The sequence below is a fragment of the Streptomyces sp. NPDC093600 genome (genome assembly GCF_044764755.1).
Taxonomy (GTDB): Bacteria; Actinomycetota; Actinomycetes; order Streptomycetales; family Streptomycetaceae; genus Streptomyces.
Window position 1 is genome coordinate 20,516 of sequence record NZ_JBIWIU010000017.1, and the last position, 17,489, is coordinate 38,004.

18 protein-coding genes and 1 pseudogene are annotated in these 17,489 nt (G+C 69.0%); 8 read left to right on the forward strand and 11 right to left on the reverse strand.

Annotated features, from left to right (window positions below; translation table 11 throughout):
* Positions 1-15: 15 nt before the first annotated feature.
* Both ACIRB4_RS29405 and ACIRB4_RS29410 read left to right on the forward strand, forming a co-directional pair.
* On the forward strand, positions 16-507 hold the full coding sequence (locus ACIRB4_RS29405) for a DinB family protein (protein WP_403295536.1): 492 nt from the start codon (positions 16-18) through the stop codon (positions 505-507).
* Between the two features lie 96 nt (positions 508-603).
* Positions 604-1,053, forward strand: coding sequence for a hypothetical protein (locus tag ACIRB4_RS29410; protein ID WP_403295400.1), 450 nt, complete (start codon positions 604-606; stop codon positions 1,051-1,053).
* A gap of 53 nt (positions 1,054-1,106) precedes the next feature.
* Here the strand turns inward: ACIRB4_RS29410 and ACIRB4_RS29415 are convergent, their stop codons facing one another.
* The 11 genes and pseudogenes from ACIRB4_RS29415 to ACIRB4_RS29465 all read right to left on the reverse strand — a co-directional run bounded on the left by ACIRB4_RS29415 (position 1,107) and on the right by ACIRB4_RS29465 (position 10,862).
* Positions 1,107-1,580 (reverse strand): hypothetical protein, encoded by a 474-nt coding sequence (locus ACIRB4_RS29415; RefSeq protein ID WP_403295402.1) that lies wholly within the window; start codon positions 1,578-1,580, stop codon positions 1,107-1,109.
* A 105-nt stretch (positions 1,581-1,685) separates the two neighbouring features.
* The gene (ung, locus tag ACIRB4_RS29420) at positions 1,686-2,369 is read right to left on the reverse strand and encodes a uracil-DNA glycosylase (RefSeq protein ID WP_403295403.1); all 684 of its coding nucleotides are present in this window, start codon (positions 2,367-2,369) and stop codon (positions 1,686-1,688) included.
* 108 nt (positions 2,370-2,477) lie between these two features.
* Entirely contained in the window at positions 2,478-4,055 is a 1,578-nt protein-coding gene (locus ACIRB4_RS29425) for an ABC transporter substrate-binding protein (protein WP_403295404.1), read from the reverse strand.
* Between the two features lie 148 nt (positions 4,056-4,203).
* Positions 4,204-4,971: an SDR family oxidoreductase gene (locus tag ACIRB4_RS29430; RefSeq protein WP_403295406.1), complete on the reverse strand. Its 768-nt coding sequence runs from the start codon at positions 4,969-4,971 to the stop codon at positions 4,204-4,206.
* Between the two features lie 41 nt (positions 4,972-5,012).
* Positions 5,013-5,774: a 3-oxoacyl-ACP reductase FabG gene (gene fabG / locus ACIRB4_RS29435; RefSeq protein ID WP_403295408.1), complete on the reverse strand. Its 762-nt coding sequence runs from the start codon at positions 5,772-5,774 to the stop codon at positions 5,013-5,015.
* A gap of 169 nt (positions 5,775-5,943) precedes the next feature.
* On the reverse strand, positions 5,944-6,327 hold the full coding sequence (locus tag ACIRB4_RS29440) for a DUF3037 domain-containing protein (RefSeq protein ID WP_403295410.1): 384 nt from the start codon (positions 6,325-6,327) through the stop codon (positions 5,944-5,946).
* A complete protein-coding gene (locus ACIRB4_RS29445; protein ID WP_403295411.1) occupies positions 6,324-7,169 on the reverse strand; it encodes a HipA family kinase in 846 nt (281 codons plus the stop codon). Before ACIRB4_RS29445 ends, ACIRB4_RS29440 begins: the two co-directional genes overlap by 4 nt.
* Before the next feature lie 110 nt (positions 7,170-7,279).
* Positions 7,280-8,515 (reverse strand): tyrosine-type recombinase/integrase, encoded by a 1,236-nt coding sequence (locus tag ACIRB4_RS29450; protein ID WP_403295412.1) that lies wholly within the window; start codon positions 8,513-8,515, stop codon positions 7,280-7,282.
* 49 nt (positions 8,516-8,564) lie between these two features.
* Positions 8,565-8,876 carry a helix-turn-helix transcriptional regulator gene (locus ACIRB4_RS29455; RefSeq protein WP_403295414.1) on the reverse strand — a complete coding sequence of 104 codons (312 nt, stop codon included), beginning with the start codon at positions 8,874-8,876 and terminating at the stop codon, positions 8,565-8,567.
* 443 nt (positions 8,877-9,319) lie between these two features.
* Positions 9,320-10,091: pseudogene (locus ACIRB4_RS29460) on the reverse strand (transposase).
* A 51-nt stretch (positions 10,092-10,142) separates the two neighbouring features.
* A complete protein-coding gene (locus ACIRB4_RS29465) occupies positions 10,143-10,862 on the reverse strand; it encodes a hypothetical protein (protein ID WP_403295416.1) in 720 nt (239 codons plus the stop codon).
* 126 nt (positions 10,863-10,988) lie between these two features.
* On the opposite strand from ACIRB4_RS29465, the gene ACIRB4_RS29470 reads away from it, so the two are divergent.
* The 6 genes from ACIRB4_RS29470 (at position 10,989) to ACIRB4_RS29495 (ending at position 17,069) form a co-directional block, all read left to right on the forward strand.
* Positions 10,989-11,785 (forward strand): IS5 family transposase gene (locus ACIRB4_RS29470; RefSeq protein WP_403295418.1). Its coding sequence is split into 2 segments (ribosomal slippage): positions 10,989-11,322 and positions 11,322-11,785, totalling 798 coding nucleotides; the frame shifts between segments, so codons are not numbered across the junction.
* Positions 11,786-11,917: 132 nt separating this feature from the next.
* Complete coding sequence (locus ACIRB4_RS29475; RefSeq protein WP_403295420.1) at positions 11,918-12,748, forward strand: nucleotidyltransferase domain-containing protein; 831 nt, start codon at positions 11,918-11,920, stop codon at positions 12,746-12,748.
* A 407-nt stretch (positions 12,749-13,155) separates the two neighbouring features.
* On the forward strand, positions 13,156-14,901 hold the full coding sequence (locus ACIRB4_RS29480; RefSeq protein ID WP_403295538.1) for an ATP-binding cassette domain-containing protein: 1,746 nt from the start codon (positions 13,156-13,158) through the stop codon (positions 14,899-14,901).
* A 142-nt stretch (positions 14,902-15,043) separates the two neighbouring features.
* Positions 15,044-15,928, forward strand: a complete 885-nt coding sequence (locus tag ACIRB4_RS29485; RefSeq protein WP_403295421.1) for a phosphotransferase enzyme family protein — start codon at positions 15,044-15,046, stop codon at positions 15,926-15,928.
* Entirely contained in the window at positions 15,925-16,401 is a 477-nt protein-coding gene (locus ACIRB4_RS29490; protein ID WP_403295422.1) for an NUDIX domain-containing protein, read from the forward strand. The genes ACIRB4_RS29485 and ACIRB4_RS29490 overlap by 4 nt, the downstream gene beginning before the upstream one ends.
* On the forward strand, positions 16,398-17,069 hold the full coding sequence (locus ACIRB4_RS29495) for an MFS transporter (protein ID WP_403295423.1): 672 nt from the start codon (positions 16,398-16,400) through the stop codon (positions 17,067-17,069). The genes ACIRB4_RS29490 and ACIRB4_RS29495 overlap by 4 nt, the downstream gene beginning before the upstream one ends.
* Positions 17,070-17,489 lie beyond the last annotated feature (420 nt).

Here is a 17,489-nt window from a genome sequence, read left to right on the forward strand (position 1 = left end):
ACCGTCGAACGCACCATGCCGTCGATCACCGCGGGCGAGCGGGAGATGCTGGAGGGCTGGCTGGAGTACCACCGCGCGACGCTCGCCGTGAAGTGCGAGGGACTCGACGACACCCGGCTGCGCACGGCCTCGGCACCGCCCTCGGACCTCAGTCTGCTCGGTCTCGTCCGGCATATGGCCGAGGTCGAACGCGGCTGGTTCCGCCGGACCCTGGCCGGAGAGGAGACAACCCGGATCTACAGCACGAAGGAGGACCCCGACGGTGACATCCACGTCACCGAGTCCGACACCTGGCAGGACGCGTACGCCACCTGGCAGGAGGAGATCGAGCGCGCCCGCGCGATCGCGGCGGCCCACGGCCTCGACGATCTGAGCGCCCGCAAGTCCCGTCGCGGCGAGCGGTTCAACCTGCGCTGGATCTACACCCACATGATCGAGGAGTACGCCCGCCACAACGGCCACGCCGATCTGCTGCGCGAGCGGATCGACGGAGCGACCGGCGACTGAGCCCGGCAGGACGACCGGCCGTGGCCGTCACCCGTGCGGGGCATTCCTGGCGAGTAGGGGCGCGAAGATCACCGCCCGGCCAGCAGAGTTGCGCGGGTGCATGGAACGAGAACCACAGCGAAGGTCCTGGTCGGGATGGCGGTCGCCGCCCTCTCCGGCTGCGTCTCGGTGGAGACGCCGCCACCGGCCCCCGAACAGCCCCGGGAGATCAGCCGCCCCACCCAGGACGTGGCGCCGCAGATCGTCCAGGGACCGGCCCGTGAGGCCCTCGAAGCGGCGCTCCCCGCCCCGGAACCGCCGGCGCCGCGCGCCGGTTCCGGGGAGCGGAAGCGGAGCGCCGGGTCCGACGCGCGCAAGGGCGGCGAACCGCGCTCGTCCGTACCGAAGCAGAAGAGGGACAAGCCCGGTGTGAAGCCGCCCAAGCCGCCCAAGTGGCCGGAGCCGCCCCACTCCCGCGGTGACGTCTGCGACCTGGGCGAGCGGTACGGCGGCTGGCGACCCGGCAGCCAGGAGGCGAAGATCTGCCGGGGTGCGCACGGTCACTGACCCCGCGACGCGCTATGACGCAGGGCATGACGCAGCCGAGGAGGACGCCGCTCTCATCCGGAGCCGAGCCGTGCCTCCAGGCGCGCGATCGCGGCGCGCACCCCGTTGCCGTAACCGTCGTCGTCGAGGACGGCCGATGCCGCGCGGGCCCGGTCCAGATGGACCCGCGCCGCGTCGGGCCGCCGCAGCTTCACATAGTCGGCGGCGAGATTGAGATGCAGCGAGGGGTACAGGGCCCGCAGCGCGGCCGTCGCGTCATGCCGCGCCGGCCGTTCCTCCCCCAGCCCCTCGGCCACGAGCAGGGCGCGCAGATCCCAGGCCAGCTCGGCGTCGGGGTCGTCCTGCGCGTCGGCCATGTAGTGCGCGAGGGTGCAGCGGTGCACCGGGTCGCCGTCCAGGCCGATCTGCTCCCACAGCTGCCCGAAGCGGTTGCGCGCCTCCTCGCGGTCGCCGGCGTGGAGCAGCATCATCGTCTGCCCGATCCTGGTCAGGACGCCGTCGTCCGACACCTGCTGCTGCTCCGTCACTGCGGCCTCCGCGCGCTCTGGGTCCCGAGAACCCGACGCTAACCGCAGCCGTCACGGATCCGGCACAGGCTCGGGCGGGACCCCGAGCCTGTCAGCCGGGCGGGCTCAGCCGAGGTCCGGGATCCGCCAGTCGATCGGCTCGTGGCCCTGGGCCGCGATCGCCGCGTCGATCTGGGTGAAGGGGCGGGAGCCGAAGAACTTCTTCGCCGACAGCGGCGAGGGATGCGCGCCCTTCACCACCACATGGCGCTCCTCGTCGATCAGCGGAAGCTTCTTCTGCGCGTAATTCCCCCACAGGACGAAGACCGCCGGGTCCTTCCGCGAGGCCACCGCGCTGATCACCGCGTCCGTGAACTTCTCCCAGCCCTGGCCCTTGTGCGAGTTGGCCTCGCCGGCCCGGACGGTGAGCACGGCGTTGAGCAGCAGGACGCCCTGCTCGGCCCACGGCATCAGATAGCCGTTGTCCGGCACGGGGTGCCCCAGCTCCTCCTTCATCTCCTTGTAGATGTTGCGCAGGGAGGGCGGGGTCTTCACGCCCGGCCGCACGGAGAAGCAGAGGCCGTGCCCCTGGCCCTCGCCGTGGTACGGGTCCTGTCCGAGGATCAGGACCTTGACCTTGTCGTACGGCGTCGCCGCCAGGGCGGCGAAGACCTCCTCGCGCGGCGGATAGACCGGCCCCTTGGCCCGCTCGTCCTCGACGAACTCGGTGAGCTGCTTGAAGTACGGCTTCTGCAGCTCCTCACCGAGGACGTCGCGCCAGGACTCGGGCAGCATGTCGGTGTCGGTCACGTTCAACAACCTCCGGTAGGCCGGTATCTCTATGATCACAGAACCTACCGGGGGCCACTGACAACGCCTCCGCGCGGGCGACCCGCCGGTTCCCGGCGGGCCGGCCTCCTACCAGCTGGCCCTGCGGCTGAGCTCCCACATCTGCATGACGGTCTGCGGGTCGAGCGCGCGCTCGGCGCCGCCGATGTCCTCGCTGGCCGCGATGTAGAGCTTGCCCTGCCACAGGGGCAGCAGCCGGACGTCCTCCACCATGAGCTTCTGGGCCTTCTTGAACTCGTCCGTGGCCGCCCCGCGGTCGCTCTCGCGCCGGGACTTCGGGAGCAGCTGGTCGGTGATCTCGGGACGCAGGTACGGCGTTCCGAGCACGTTCTGCTTGCCCACGAACGGGGCGACGAAGTTGTCCGGGTCCGGGAAGTCGGGGAACCAGCCGCGGCCGAAGACCGGGTACTGGCCCTTCTGGTAGCCCGTCTGGAACTCCTTCCAGGGCTTGCTGTGGAGCGTGACCTGGAACAGGCCGGACGCCTCCAGCTGCCGCTTGAGCTCGGCGAACTCCGGCGCGGTGGAGGAGCCGTACCGGTCGGTGGTGAACCAGAAGTCGAGGGCCACCGGCTCGGTGATCCCGGCGCTCTTCAGGATGGCGCGGGCCTTGCTCACGCTGGGCTCGCCGAAGCGGTCGAAGAACTCGGTGGTGTGTCCCGCGATGCCCTTGGGGACCATGGAGTACAGCGGCTCGGCCGTCCCCTGGTACACCTTCGCGACGAGTTCGTCGCGGTCCACGAGCTGGGCGATCGCCTTGCGGACGGGCGCCTTGGCGACCGAGGGGTCCTGGCCGTTGAAGACGAGGTAGCGGATGTCGGCGCCGGTCGACTCGATCAGCTGGAGACCCTTGTTCTCGTCCTTGTTGGACTGCAGGTCGACGACCTCCTCGGCGGTCAGACCGCGGTAGGTGGCGTCGATCTCCTTCGCCTTCAGCGCGGCGACCATCGGCTCGGACTCCTTGAAGTACCGGATGGTCACGCCGCCGTTCTTGGAGTCGGCGAAGCCCTTGTAGGTGGGGTTCTTCGTCAGCTCCGCCTTCTCCCCCTCCTCGTACTCGTCGAGGACGTAGGGGCCGGAGCCCACCAGCTTGCCGTCCTCGCGGAGCTTGTCGGCGGGGTACTCGGCCGGGTCGACGAGCGACATGGCGGGGGTGGCGAGGACGAAGGGGAAGGTCGCGTCGGGCTTGTTCAGCCGGAAGACCACCGTGCGGTCGTCCGCGACCTCGATCTTGTCGAGGGAGCCGAGCATGCCGCTGGGGCCGCCGTCGACGTCGATCTTCCGGATGCGTTCGATGGAGTGCTGGACGGCCTTGGCGTCCAGTTTGTGCCCGTTGGAGAAGGCGAGGCCCTCGACGAGCTTGCACTCGAAGATGCGGCTGGCCGTGTCCTTGAATTCGCAGTTGGCGGCGTCGGGCTGCGGAGTCGTGCTGCCGGTCGGGAAGCTCACCAGCGTCTGGAAGACATTCCGGAACAATTCCCAGGAGTTGTCCCAGGCCGCGGCCGGATCAAGCGTGGTGGGAGAACTCGTCGTCCCGACGACGATTCTCTGCTCCCCGGCGGATTCACCGTCCGAAAACAGGCTGCATCCGGATACCAGGGATATGGACGCAAGGGCTGCAGCGGCCTGCAGACTGGTCCGGTTGAACACGTGCACGCTCCTCGTTCAGCCATGGGTCGGCCGACCATACCGCAGCACCCCGCCAGGTCAACGTTCGACCCGGGCGGGGCACTTGAGGCATTCGACGCGCAATCGGGGCCAATCCGGGCAGTTATTCCGGAAAGTGTCCGGATATCGGTCACCCGACTCCGGCGTTCAGGAAAATACCGCCGTCGACCACGAGAGTCTGGCCGGTGATCCAGTCCGACTGGCTGGAGGTGAGGAAGGCGGCCGCCCCACCGATGTCCTCGGGGACGCCGAGCCGGCCGAGCGGGTACGCCGCCGCCGCCTCCGCCTCCCTGCCTTCGTAGAGGGCCTGGGCGAACTTGGTCTTCACGACGGCCGGGGCGATCGCGTTGACCCGCACGGCGGGCGCGAATTCGTGCGCCAGCTGAAGGGTCAGATTGACCATGGCCGCCTTGCTCATTCCGTACGCGCCGATGAAGGGCGAGGCGGAGATCGCCGCGACGGAGGCGATGTTCACGATCGCCCCGCCGTGCTCCTTCTGCCAGGCGCGCCAGGTCTGTTGGGCGAACCCGAGTGCGGAGATCACATTGGTCTCGTAGACCTTGCGGGCCACATTCAGATCGAGTTCGGCGATCGGCCCGAAGACCGGATTCGTGCCGGCGTTGTTGACCAGGAAGTCGACCCGGCCGAAGGCGTCCATCGCCGCCTCGACCGCGGCGGCCTGGTGGGCCTCGTCATGGGCCTTGCCCGGCACGCCGACCACCCGGTCGGCGCCGAGGCGCTCCACGGCCTCCTTGAGGGCCTCCTCGCCGCGGCCGGTGATCACGACCCGGTCGCCTCGGGCGACCAGCGCCTCGGCCACGCCGTAGCCGATGCCCCGGCTGGCTCCGGTCACCAGCGCGACCTTGCCGGACAGTTCGGGAAGTTCCTTGGTGCTCATGTACGTCTCCTTCTCCGCTCGCGCGTCGGTGCGTCAGTGCGTCAGTTGAGCGGGCCGCCGGCCACGTACAGGACCTGGCCGGAGACGAAGCCGGCGTCGTCGCCCGTGAAGAAGGCGATCGCGTTGGCGATGTCCTCCGGCTTGCCGACCCGCTGGACCGGGATGGCGGAGGCGGCGGCGGCCTGGAACTCCTCGAAGCCCATGCCGACGCGCTCGGCGGTCTGCGCGGTCATCTCGGTGACGATGAAGCCGGGAGCGACGGCGTTGGCGGTGATGCCGAACTTGCCGAGCTCCTTGGCCAGGGTCTTGGTGAAGCCCTGCAGTCCGGCCTTGACGGCGGAGTAGTTGGCCTGGCCGCGGTTGCCGAGCGCCGAGGAGGAGGACAGCGAGACGATCCGGCCGAAGCCCGCGTCCACCATGTGCTTCTGGCAGGCCTTGGCCATCAGGAACGCGCCCTTGAGGTGCACGTTCATGACGGTGTCCCAGTCGGACTCGGACATCTTGAAGAGCAGGTTGTCGCGGAGCACGCCGGCGTTGTTGACGAGGATCGTCGGCGCGCCGAGCTCGGTGGCGACCCGCGCGACGGCCGCCTCCACCTGGGCGCTGTCGGAGACGTCGCAGCCGACGGCGAGGGCGGTGCCGCCCGCGGCGGTGATCTTCTCTACGGTGTCCTTGCAGGCAGCCTCGTCGAGGTCGAGTACGGCGACGGCGCGGCCTTCGGCGGCCAGCCGTACCGCGGTCGCGGCGCCAATGCCCCGCGCCGCGCCGGTGACGACGGCTACGCGCTGCTCGGTGGTGGACATGCTGATTCTCCTCGCCCTTGGATCATCCCTGGTGTGCGGCCCACACGCCGCGGCCGACCACATGAGCGACCGCTTAGTACCTTCCGCAGACGAGACGCTAGAAGCACTGGCACCCGGTGTCAACGGCCCACCGGGTGCACCCGCTCACTCCACCGTTCCACGCCGTCGCTCAGCGCACGAGGAGATCGAGCAGCCTTTCGACCTCGGCTTCGGGATCGGCGGTCAGGCCGGTGTGCACGGGGCCGGGCTGTACCACCGTCGAGCGCGGCGCGATCAGCCAGCGGAAGCGGCGCCCGGCGTCGTCGCGCGCCGCCTGACCCGCGTCGTCGCCGCCCAGGCACACCCCTTCGACCCCGTGCAGCGCCGCCCGCACACCGACGACGTCGGCATCCGGGTCGAGCGCGAGCAGCTTGTTCTCGTCGAGGTGCGTACGCGCGGCGACGAACGACTTGGCACGGCAGTAGACCACCACGCCCGCGTTGAGGAACTCGCCACGCTCGACACGGGGCACCACGCGCAGCACGGCGTACTCGAAGACATCGCGGTCGGTCACGTGGTGCGGTCCTTCTGGGTGGGGTGCGGCCGAGGGGGGAGGCGGTCGGCGAGCCAGCCGGGCGCCTGCGAGGGCTTGCGCCGGGTGGGCGGCCCGAGGGTGATCCGCTCGTGGATGGTCGCGGCGCGCGCGAGCAGCGCCTCCGCGTAGGCGCGGCGCACCGCGTCGGTCGTGTCGAAGCCGGGCTCGTCGACCAGCCACTCGTCGGGCACGTCGGCGGCGACCTCGTCGAGGAGCTCACGGGTGACCAGCGGCGCGAGTTCGGCGGCGGCGGAGACGACATCGGGGCCGTACGGCGCGAGCACGTGGTCGGACGCGTCGTACGGCTTGGCGGCGGACGCCTCGGCGCCGGGCCAGTTGTGGTGCCAGATCATGGTCGCACCGTGGTCGATCAGCCATACGTCGCCGTGCCAGACGAGCATGTTGGGGTTCCGCCAGGACCGGTCGACGTTGTTGATCACGGCGTCGAACCAGACGGCCTTCCCCGCCTCCCTCGGGTCCACCTCGTACGCCAGCGGGTCGAAGCCGAGGGAGCCGGGGAGGTAGTCCATCCCGAGATTGAGGCCACCGCTCGCCTTGAGCAGCTCCTGGACCTCCTGGTCGGGCTCGGAGAGGCCGATGACGGGGTCGAGCTGGATGGTGACGAGCTCGGGCACCCGCAGCCCGAGCCGACGGGCCAGCTGCCCGCAGATGACCTCGGCCACGAGGGTCTTGCGTCCCTGCCCGGCGCCGGTGAACTTCATGACGTACGTACCGAGATCGTCGGCCTCGACGATCCCGGGGAGCGAGCCGCCCTCACGCAAGGGCGTGACATAGCGGGTCGCTACGACCTCTTCCAACACTTTCCCAGGCCACCTAACTCTTCAACCTTGCAATCCATGGAAGGCTTCTCCGGAGCGTAGAGGCCGGGAACACGAGTCAACAGCGATGGGGAGAATCTGGGGAGTTTCGGCTAGCAAGCTGATCCCCCGCGCTCCCCAAGCAGACCGTCGATGGTGCCGCGCCCCTTGCTGCCGGCCTCCGGCATGAAGTGAGCATAGTAACCGAGAGTGATCGCAGGCGAGGAGTGTCCGAGCCACCGAGCCAGGGTCACGACGGACTCTCCGGCTTCCAACATGATCGAGGCGTAGGTGTGCCGAAGCACATGGAAGCCGTCCCTCGGGGCCGCCGCCCACTGCCAGGCTTTCGCCCCCTCGGCCCGCGGCGGGATGACGCCCGCCTTGGCCAAGGCAGGCTTCCAGGTGTAGGTGTTCCATGTGTTCACCGCGACAGCGTTGCCGAAGCGCGTGGTGAGCAGCAGGGAGAACTTCTTCCTCTCCCCCTCCGGCTTCCCCCACGGCAGCTCCACTTCTACCGGCGGGAACGCTTCGATGTGACGCTTGAGTTCCTCGGCTACCGAAGGGGGCAGATCCACCGTGCGGATCTTCTTCCCCTTCGGCAAGGCGAAGTACAACCTTCCGTGAATCGCCTGTACTTGGCGCCGAACGTGCAGCAGGCCGCGCCCATAGTCGATGTCCTCGGGACTGAGCCCGAAGACCTCCCCCTGGCGGAGTCCGCACCCCAGGCCGACTACGACGGCGATCCTGTTCCGCTCGCTGATGGCATCGCGGACTCGCAGTGCCGTGTCCATCGGCCACGCGTCGCGCCGCTCCCGTGGCGACTTGGGCCACCGCACGGATTTCGCGTGCATAGGGTTACGCGCGAGGCGCTTGTCGTCGACGGCCGCTTCCAGGATGGAGGAAAGCTCGGACAGGATGCCGCGCTGGTAGTCGACGGACGAAACTGTAGACTCCAGTTTGGTTACGAACGCGCGCAGATCCGTTGCGGCGATGCTCCTGAGCGGAAGCTGGCCCAGGTGCGGGACGATATGGAGACGCCACCTACGCTCCTGACTATCCTGGGTTTTCGGAGCACCGCCTCGCCCTGGTGCCCAGTGCGTCGCGATGTAGTCGGCCAGCGTGATGGACCCGTCGCGCGGGTCAACGAAATCGCCTCGCTCCTCGTCCGTGGCCGCCCGACGAAGCCACGCCTTGGCATCCTCCAGCACATCAAAGGATCGGTCTCGCACTCCAGGTATGCCGGCGACCTTATACCGCTTTCCCTTGCCGTAGCGAGCAGTCTTCTCCCTCCTCCCGGTGATCGGATCCTTCTTCTTCTTGAGCCAACGATCCTCGATATATCCGGCCAATCCAGCCCCTTTCAGAAGGATATAAGCAGCATTCAACGGCTCCGAGGCATCATGCGCTGGAGCCCACCCGTCTCTGCGGATGAGCGTTCAACGGGTTCAAGGCAGGGTTGGAGCGGGAGTCCGCGCGTTCCTGCTCATGGATCCAGGCGTCAAGGGCTGTCCACCGGTACATGACGCGCCCGCGAGGGCCCATACGGAAGCTCGGCGGCCCCTGCCGTCGGTGCCGCCAGACATAAAGCGTGTGCGGTGAAACTCCAAGGTATGCGGCGGCATCTTTGACGTTGAGGAACGGTGCATGCACTTCGCTCGTGGGGGCGGATTCCGCCCGAGGAGCGAGTGGCGATCGCGTAGGCAAGGACATGGCGTGCTCTCCGTGGGGACTAAGGAAGATGAGGCGCGTGCAGCTTCATTCGCGATGACTCCACCGCCAAGCGCAGTCGCGTACGAACATCTCAATGGTCCCCAGGATCGCCGTTTAGGCTAACCGGCGATCATCGGCTATGTTGCGCTCGACCCATCACCCCCCTCGTATACGCCACCCGTTGACATCGTCACGGCACGTTGAAGATTGACATGCATTCATCGGAGGTTCCAGTCGTAACCCGAACTCTCGTGTCTGCTATGGGCGAATGCATCTCCGCGCAGCCGAGAATGATTACGTCGACGAGAGTTCGTAGAGTCCCGGGGGTCGCCATCTGGCCCGGAAAGCCGGCAGTTACTCCATCACGCAGGCGCCTAAGGGCTGTCCCGTAAATGATCTCCTCGTTACCTCAGGCATGGTGGGCCACTGTGCGACCTGCTTGCCTATCCGGCGAGGGCGAGGTTGTGCATCCGGGCGATGCCGAGCATGGCGTGGTGGACGCCGTCGCCTTTGAGGCGGCAGTCGCGGAGGATCTTCCAGGTCTTCATGCGGGCGAAGACGTGCTCGACGCGGGCGCGGACCTGCTTGTGGGACTTGTTGTGTTCCTCCTTCCAGTCTGGCAGTTCGCTCTGGCCCCGCTCGCGGCGGTGCGGGATGACGAGTCCGGTGCCCGGGTAGCCGCCGTCGGCGATCGTGAGGGTATTGCCGACGGCGGCCTTGGCGCCGGACTCCTCCCACGCCTTGCAGTCGTTGCGGTTCCCGGCGAGGGGCCGGCCGACCACGACGACCAGGCGGGTGTCGGCGTCGATGACGACCTGGTGGTTGGTGGAGTACCGGTAGCTTTTCGACCGCTCGGCGATGGTGTGGTCCCGGGTGGGGACCAGGGTGCCATCCACGATGAGCACGGTGTTCTTGGCGAAGCGTTTGCGGGGCTGGAGCGCGAGCATCGGGCCCGAGGTGGTCGATGATGCGGTCCGCTGCGGATTTCGAGACGCCGAACAGCAGGGCGAGCTGGCGCATCGTGAGGTTCGTGCGCCAGTACGCCGTGACCAGCAGGACCCGGTCCTCCAGCGGCAGACTCCACGGTCGGCTCCTGCGAACTGCGTCCGCCCCATCACGCCGCAGCAGCGACACCAACTTGCTGAAACAACGTGGGCTCAGCCCGGTGAACGGATTTATCCACGCCGGCTGCGTAACCGTGATCACAGCAGTCACGGCTGGATGGTTCCAAACTCCGCCCTGCGCCGTTGGAAATTGGTGTGTGCGTCAAGGCGCCAGCGCGGTGGCCACCCGAGCCAGGCGATCGGCGGGCAGGGCGAAGAGGTTGGTGGGGTTGCGGTAGGAGTACTCGCCATCGTTCACAGAGAAACCGTGCACGGCTATCGTCCAGCGCGCGGGACCGGGGGCCCCTTGGTCCTCCAGGAGAGCAGAGGCGAGCGCCGCGGGGTCTTCCACGCTCGTGCGGGCGCGTAGCGCACCCGCCAGGCGGCCAACAGCATCGTCGGGCACTACATCGTCGCCGAACGCAGGCAGCAGGAGCAACAGGCGGGAGTGGGGATCGGTGGTGCTGCCGCCGGGCAGCGCGTTGTCCGCCGCTGCCACGAGTTCGGGCCAGGACAGGCCCGGACCCATGAAGTGCCCGTCATCCTGGGCGAGGACTTCGGCCTGGTCCCAGTCGGGGTGGTGGAGGAGGTAGTCGGTTCCGGTGTCGTCCGCGACAGTGCGGTAGACCACGTGGAGACGGTGATCAGCAGCGAGCGGAACCGTGAATGCTGGCCAATCGGCCCGTTCCCACAGTCGCCGCTGGAAGTCGCCGGCCGCGTCATAGTCCGCGCCGAACAGCAGATCCTCGGCTTCCTCGCTCTGGATACACGCGTAGAGGTGCCCCAGCCAGAAGAGCGGCTCGTCCAGAAGCCCGGCGTGGTACGTGAGGGGGCCACCGTCGTAACCCGGCATCCGGGCAGGCTGCAGGTCTGCACTGTTCATCACAGGGGACATCATGCCGCCCCGGCTCCGCGCCCTTGAGGCCGGGCGCACCAGCCGATCTTTGCGGGACAGCCCTTAGAGGTCGTCTCAACTGGCGTGATCGTTAGGTTGGGTGCCGTGATGGCGATGGTGGAACGTCTGGTGCCGGACGCGTTGTGGGAGTTGTTCCAGCAGGTGGTGCCGGCCGCTCCGGTGAGGCCGCAGGGCGGGGGCCGACGTCGGTATGGGGACCGGCAGGTGCTGGCGGCCATAGTGTTCGTGGCCACGACAGGCTGCACATGGCGGCAGCTGCCGCCGGGCTTCGGCCCGTCCGGGCCGACCGCGCACCGCCGCTTTACCGAGTGGAGCCGGGCCCGTGTGTGGGGCAAACTCCACCGCCTGGTCCTGGACGAGCTCGGCGCCAGAGGCGAGCTGGACTGGTCGCGGTGCGCCATCGACTCGGTGAACATGCGCGCGATGAAAGGGGGGACTTGACGGGTCCGAATCCCGTAGATCGCGGTAAGAAGGGTTCAAAGATCCACTTGATCACCGAGCGGACCGGTCTGCCGCTCTCGATCGGTATCTCCGCGGCGAACACGCACGACAGCCAGGGACTTGAACCCCTGGTACGGGGCATACCTCCCATCCGTTCCCGGCGCGGGCCCCGCCGACGGCGGCCCGCCAAGCTCCATGGAGACAAGGGCTACGACTACGACCACCTGCGGAAATGGCTCCGCTCGCGAAACATCACCCCACGCCTCGCCCGCAGAAACATCGAGTCCTCCCAGAAGCTGGGCCGCCACCGGTGGACCGTGGAGCGAACGGTGGCGTGGCTGTCTGGGTACCGCCGCCTGCACCGCCGCTACGAGCGCAAGGCCGAGCATTTCCTGGCCTTCGCCGGTATCGCGGCCACCCTGATCTGCTGCCGCCGACTCGGCGGCTGAGCCATTCCCCTATGATCTCGATCATGGGCAATTTCTCCTGAGCGGGCCGCGACGGTCCACAGGCATCCGCCCGGCAGGTGCCGGGCCCCGTCAGCGTGCCCGCACGCTCACCTCAGGAGACACGACCACACCATGTCCGTTCACTCTGCCCGTTCCACCCTGGACGACCGCATCGCACGCCTGCGACAGCTCGCCCACGCCGACACCCGGCTGGAGGGCGTACTGCTCTACGGCTCGTGGACCATGGGCGAGGCCGACGCACATTCCGACATCGAGGCATACCTCTACATCCAGGAAGACCACCTCGCCGACTTCGACGGCCCCGGCTTCCTGGCACAGCTCGCACCGCTCCAGCTCTCCTACACCAACATGTACGGCATCCTCGCCGTCGTCTTCGACGACCTGATGCGCGGCGAGTTCCACCTCACCCCGGCCGGTCCCGGCATCGACGAAGTCCCCACCTGGCAAGGGATGGTGCACCTGCCCCGCCCCGACGACGCCGTCCTGCTCGACCGCACCGGCAGGCTCACCCAGGCGGCCCGGCAGCTGGCCACCTTCCAGCCGCCCGAGCCTGTGACCACCGCCCAGCAGCTCACCGACGAGCTGACCAACTGGACGCTCATGCTCGCCCACGTCCTGGCCCGCGGCGAGATCGCCCGCGCCCACGCCCTGCTGCACACCGTCATCGCGCCCCAGCAACTCCAGCTCTGCCGCCTGTTGCGCAACAGCACAGCCCACTGGCTCACCCCCAGCCGCGCGCTCGAACAGGACCTGCCGGACACTGACCGCCATCGCTACGCATCCACAACGGCTACCGCTCGCGACCAGGACGTGCGCACGGCGGCACACAACAGCTGGCGCTGGAGCCGTGACCTGGCCGCCGAGGCCGCCGACCGCTGGTCCATCCACCTGCCGCACGAACTCCACGAACAGATCAGCAGCCGCCTGAACGACCCTCGCTGACCACATCCGGCTGGGGCCACCGGACTCATCCAGTGGGCCCAGCCTGGCGGCCACGGCCGCCGCACAACGCCAATTGAGATCATCTCTAAAGGGTGTCGCCCTCGGCGATTCGGCCAACCTCCTTGTCCGTCAGCGCCGTTGGAAGACCCGGGTCGATGCATCCGCCATGCTCCGACACGCGCCGAATCTCGGGGATCCCGCTGAGACCGAAAGACACCAGTTCGATATCCCGGCGCGGTCGTTGAGCTACCCGACCGCCCAACGCGACCGTCCAGGAGGAACCGCCGTTGACCTCGACTCCCGTGAACGATCAGCACAAGACCACACCGCCTCCTCCGCCGCCGGCGGAGATCACCTACACCGGGCAGTACTCCATCAACCCCCTCGCCGAGGTGTCCTTCCGGCGGATGTGCGCGCAGGTCCCCGCCGTCCTGGGCCGGATCGCGCGGCTGTCCTGGCGAATCGACCGGGGGGCCGTGCAGCTGCTTCTCGGCTGCCAGCTGGTCACTGGCGTCTCGGCCGCCGTGCTGCTGACGGCCACCGCCCGCGCCATGGAACCCGTGCTCGGAGCCGGGTCCGCCGGAGACCGCCTGCGGGGTGCCCTGCCGGCGCTGCTCGTGGTGACGGTCGCCGCCGCCGTGGCTCGGACAGCGAGAGCGGTGGCTTCGTACGCGGGGCGGCGGATCACGCCGCGGTTGACGACGGAGATGGATTCGGCGCTGGTCGAGGCGGTGTGCCGAGTGGAGGCGGCTGCGTACGCGGAGGACGGTTTCTCCGACCGGCGTGAGGCGGCCGAGATGGGGGTGATGCGCACCCACGTGATGGTGGCCGACGCGCAGCAGTTCGTGTCGGCGGTGATCCGCATGGTCACCGCCGGTGGCGTGCTGTCCGTGCTGAACCCTCTGATGCTGCCGCTGCTGCTGCTCGCCGTGCTGCCGGCCGGTGTCGGGGCCGTGCTGAGCGCGCGGGTGGACTACGAGATCCACTACGGCAACATCGCAGATCGCAACGTACGCGGGATGATGCGCTGGTGGGCCACCGAGTCCAAGTACAGCGACGAGGTCCGCGCGAACTCCATGGTCAACTATCTCGTCTACTGGTACCGGGCTCTGTCGGACCGGTGCGATCGGCGCACCCTGGCCGCCGCGCCACGAACCCTGCGGATCGCTCTGTTGTCCGCGCTCGCCGGCGGCATCTGCCTGGCGGCGACGTGGGGTGCACTGGCGTGGCTGGCGGTCGCCGCGACGGCCGTGATCGCGGTGCAGACCATGCTCGCCGCCTTGACCCAGGTCGTCACCGGCGGCGCCGCGGTCTTCCACACCAGCCTGTACCTCGGCGACATGCAGAGCTTCCTCGACGAGGCCGCCGACCGCGCGCCCCAGCGGGGTCCTTGCCGTCTGGCCGCGCCGGTAGACGAGATCCGTCTGGAAGAGGTGGTCTACCAGTACCCGGGCAAGGACAAGCCCGCCGTCGACGGCGTCTCGCTGACCCTGCGGCGCGGCCAGATCCTCGCGATCGTCGGGGCGAACGGTTCCGGGAAGAGCACCCTGACCCGGCTGCTGACCGGCATCTACCTGGCGGACAAGGGCACGGTCTCGTGGGTCGGCACCGACCTCGCCGACGCCGACCCGGCCTCGGTCTGGCGCCTGACCGGCCTGGTGCCGCAGATCTTCGGGCAGTGGCCGCTGCGCCTGCGCGAGAACGTGACCCTCGGCCAGCCGCGTACCCACGACGACGCCCCGGTGTGGGAGGCCATCGACGCGGTCGGGCTGCGCGACGCCGTCGAAGACCTCCCCGCCGGTCTCGACACCCTCCTCGCCCGGGACCTGTGGGGCGGCACGGAACTCTCCGGCGGTCAGTGGCAGCGCATCGCGTGTTCCAGGGCCCTGTACCGCCGGCCCGAACTGCTCATCCTCGACGAGCCCACCTCCCAGATGGACCCCCGGGGCGAACACCAGATCTTCGAACAGATCAAGGCCATCGCCGCCGACCGCATCACCATCGTGGTCACCCATCGCCTGGAGAACACCAAGATCGCCGACCACATCATCGTGATGGAGCACGGTCGGATCACCGAACAGGGCCGGTACGACGACCTCACCCACGGCGGCGGAACCTTCGCCGAACTCCTGGAACTCTCCCAGGACCGCTGACCGACCTCACCGGCCCCCCTGTCGCGCCCCGCCAGGCGGACAGGCCACATCAAGGAGGACCCATGCCCCCGTCCCCCGCCACCAGCGCCACCTGTGACTTGCGCTCCTCGTACGCGTCGCACCCGAGCGCGAGGTGCACGGCGTGAGGCAGACGAAATCCCTGCCCATCGCCGTGCAGCGCTGGGCGGAGCAGTTCGCCGGGCCGGTCGTGACCGTGCGCGACGCCTCGCACGACTGGCACCGCTCCCGAGTGTGGGAGCTCACCGGCGAGAGCGGGGCCCGCTGGTACGTGAAGGTCGCGCCCTCGGGGAAGTTCTTCGCCCGTGAGACCCGGGCCTATCGAGGAGTCGTTCCGGCGCTCGGGCACAGCCGGGCGCCCCGTCTCCTCGCCAGCCGCGCGGACGACTTGGCGTTGCTGCTCACCGTGGCGCCCGGCGGCCCGGCACCTGGGCTGGGACTGACCGCCGCCGAGTGGCGGGCCGTGCACGCGCAGGCCGGCATGCTGTGCGCCCGGCTCCACGACACCGGTGCGCTCGACCCCCGTGACCACACGGAAGCCGAGGCGTCGCTGGCGGCCGCGGCCGATGGCGCGGAGAAGTACCTGGGCCGCGCTGGGGACCGGCTTACCCCGGACGAGCAGCAGCTGGTCCGCGACTACGCGGCTCAGCTCCGCCGCGTCGGACCGGTGCCGCTCGGCTACATCCACGGCGACAACCAGCCGAGGAACTGGCTGTGGTCCGAGGCGGGGCTCGCGCTCGTCGACTTCGAGCGCACCCGCCCGGCCGCCCGCGTGCAGGACCTCGTCATCCTCGCCGTCACCGAGTGGCTCGACCACCCGGACCGCGAGAGAGCATTCCTCCAGGCGTACGGGCGCGACCTCACCGGCGCTGAACGGCACGCACTGCGCTGCCTGACCGCGCTGGACGCGGTCAACTGCCTGGCCTGGGGCCCGGACAACGGCCATCCCGAGGTCACCGCTAGAGGCCGGCGGACCCTGGAGCGGCTCATGAAGGAGGACCGGCCGTGAGCCACGTCCATCGCAGCATCACGCACGTCATGGTCCTGCTGCGCCACCCAGCCGACGGCCGGGTTCTCACCGTCCGGCACCAGCCGCGGTCGTGGCACTCCCCCGGGCTGCTCACCGTCGTCGGCGGCCGGCTCGAAGCCGACGAGTTCTTCGACGAGGGCGCCGCACGCGAGCTCGCTGAGGAGACTGGCATCCTCATCACCCCGGGCCGTCTCGAATTCTGCCAGCTGGTCCACCTTCACGCCGCGGACGGGGAACGGGTGACCGGCGTCGTCTTCCTGGCCAAGGAGTGGGAGGGCGAGCCGTACAACAGGGAGCCGGACACCCACAGCGAGCTCGTCTGGGTCGATCCCGCCAGCCCGCCCGACGACTGCCACCCTTTCACCCGCGAGATCCTCCGCTTCTTCGCCGCCGGGCACCGGTACGCCAACGTGATCGCCCCCGAGCTGGCCGTCGGGGATGAACCCCGATGACGGTCACCGCCGGGACCCGTAAGACGACCGCCTGGGCGATCCCGGCCTACCGATACCTGCTCGGCAGCGAGGCCGTGGCCCTGGCCGGGTCGGGGGTGAGCGCCGTCGCCCTGCCCGCGCTCGCGGTCCTGGAACTGCGCGCCACCGTCGGCCAGGTGGCGACACTCGCATTCCTCGGCCAGCTTCCCAGCACGCTCGCGCTGTGGGCCGGGGCCTTGTCGGACCGGCACGCCAAGCGTTTCCAGCTCCTCGTCTCGGACCTGGTGGCCGCCGCGGCGCTCACCACGATCCCGGCCGCCGCTCTGGCCGGGGTACTCACCATCGGCCAGCTGTACGGGGTGACGCTCGCGGTCGGCACGGCGAAGGTGGTCCGTGACGCCGCGGCGATCAGTCTCCTGTCGGCAGTCGTCGCCCCGCAGCTGCTGCACGACGCCAACTCCCGTCTGGGTGCGGCTTCCTCGGTGGCCGACAGCGCGGGCAGCAACGTCGGAGCCGCGTTCGTGGGCGCCGTCGGCGCCGCCCGGTCACTCCTCGTCGACGCCGCCTCCTTCCTCGCCTCCGCCTGTCTGGTCTGGCGCATCCGCGCGCCCGAGCCTCACGCCCCCGCGTCGGAGCCGAGAAGCAGCGCGGCCTCATCCGGGACATCGCCGCCGGCGTGCGCTACGTGATCGGGCAGCCGACGATCCGCACGGTGATCCGGCCCTGGCCGTGCTGTCCTTCGGCCTCGCGCTGATGAACACCTTATGGGCGTACTACCTGCTTGTTCCGGCTTAACGACAGTGTTGCTATCGACTCAGCGATACCCGTGACCTGCTTCTTTGCGCTTTGCAGTGAGCCGGGTTGCGTTGATAGGCATCGGCCATGCATCAAGCGATCTACTCCTCGGCGGAGTGGGAATCCTGGGGTCTCGAGTTCAAGCCGCCGATCCCCGAGGGCATGCCCTTGCTGTTCGACGACGACTTGCTCTTCGAGGACGGTAACGGCGGCCGCCCAGTCGTCGTGATCAACCGTTGGGTCTGTGAGCTGCCGATCAACGGGGTTCCGGCCGCGAAGTCGTGGCCGTACTACGTCCGTACGGTGCGGGAGTG

Bases quoted from the DNA above. Each gene is read 5' to 3' on its own strand.
- ACIRB4_RS29495 (WP_403295423.1), top strand. From the start codon at position 16,398: ATGACGGTCACCGCCGGGACCCGTAAGACGACCGCCTGGGCGATCCCG.
- ACIRB4_RS29465 (WP_403295416.1), bottom strand. From the start codon at position 10,862: ATGAACAGTGCAGACCTGCAGCCTGCCCGGATGCCGGGTTACGACGGT.
- ACIRB4_RS29405 (WP_403295536.1), top strand. From the start codon at position 16: ATGCCGTCGATCACCGCGGGCGAGCGGGAGATGCTGGAGGGCTGGCTG.
- ACIRB4_RS29475 (WP_403295420.1), top strand. From the start codon at position 11,918: ATGTCCGTTCACTCTGCCCGTTCCACCCTGGACGACCGCATCGCACGC.
- fabG (WP_403295408.1), bottom strand. From the start codon at position 5,774: ATGTCCACCACCGAGCAGCGCGTAGCCGTCGTCACCGGCGCGGCGCGG.
- ACIRB4_RS29480 (WP_403295538.1), top strand. From the start codon at position 13,156: ATGTGCGCGCAGGTCCCCGCCGTCCTGGGCCGGATCGCGCGGCTGTCC.
- ACIRB4_RS29430 (WP_403295406.1), bottom strand. From the start codon at position 4,971: ATGAGCACCAAGGAACTTCCCGAACTGTCCGGCAAGGTCGCGCTGGTG.
- ACIRB4_RS29455 (WP_403295414.1), bottom strand. From the start codon at position 8,876: ATGTCCTTGCCTACGCGATCGCCACTCGCTCCTCGGGCGGAATCCGCC.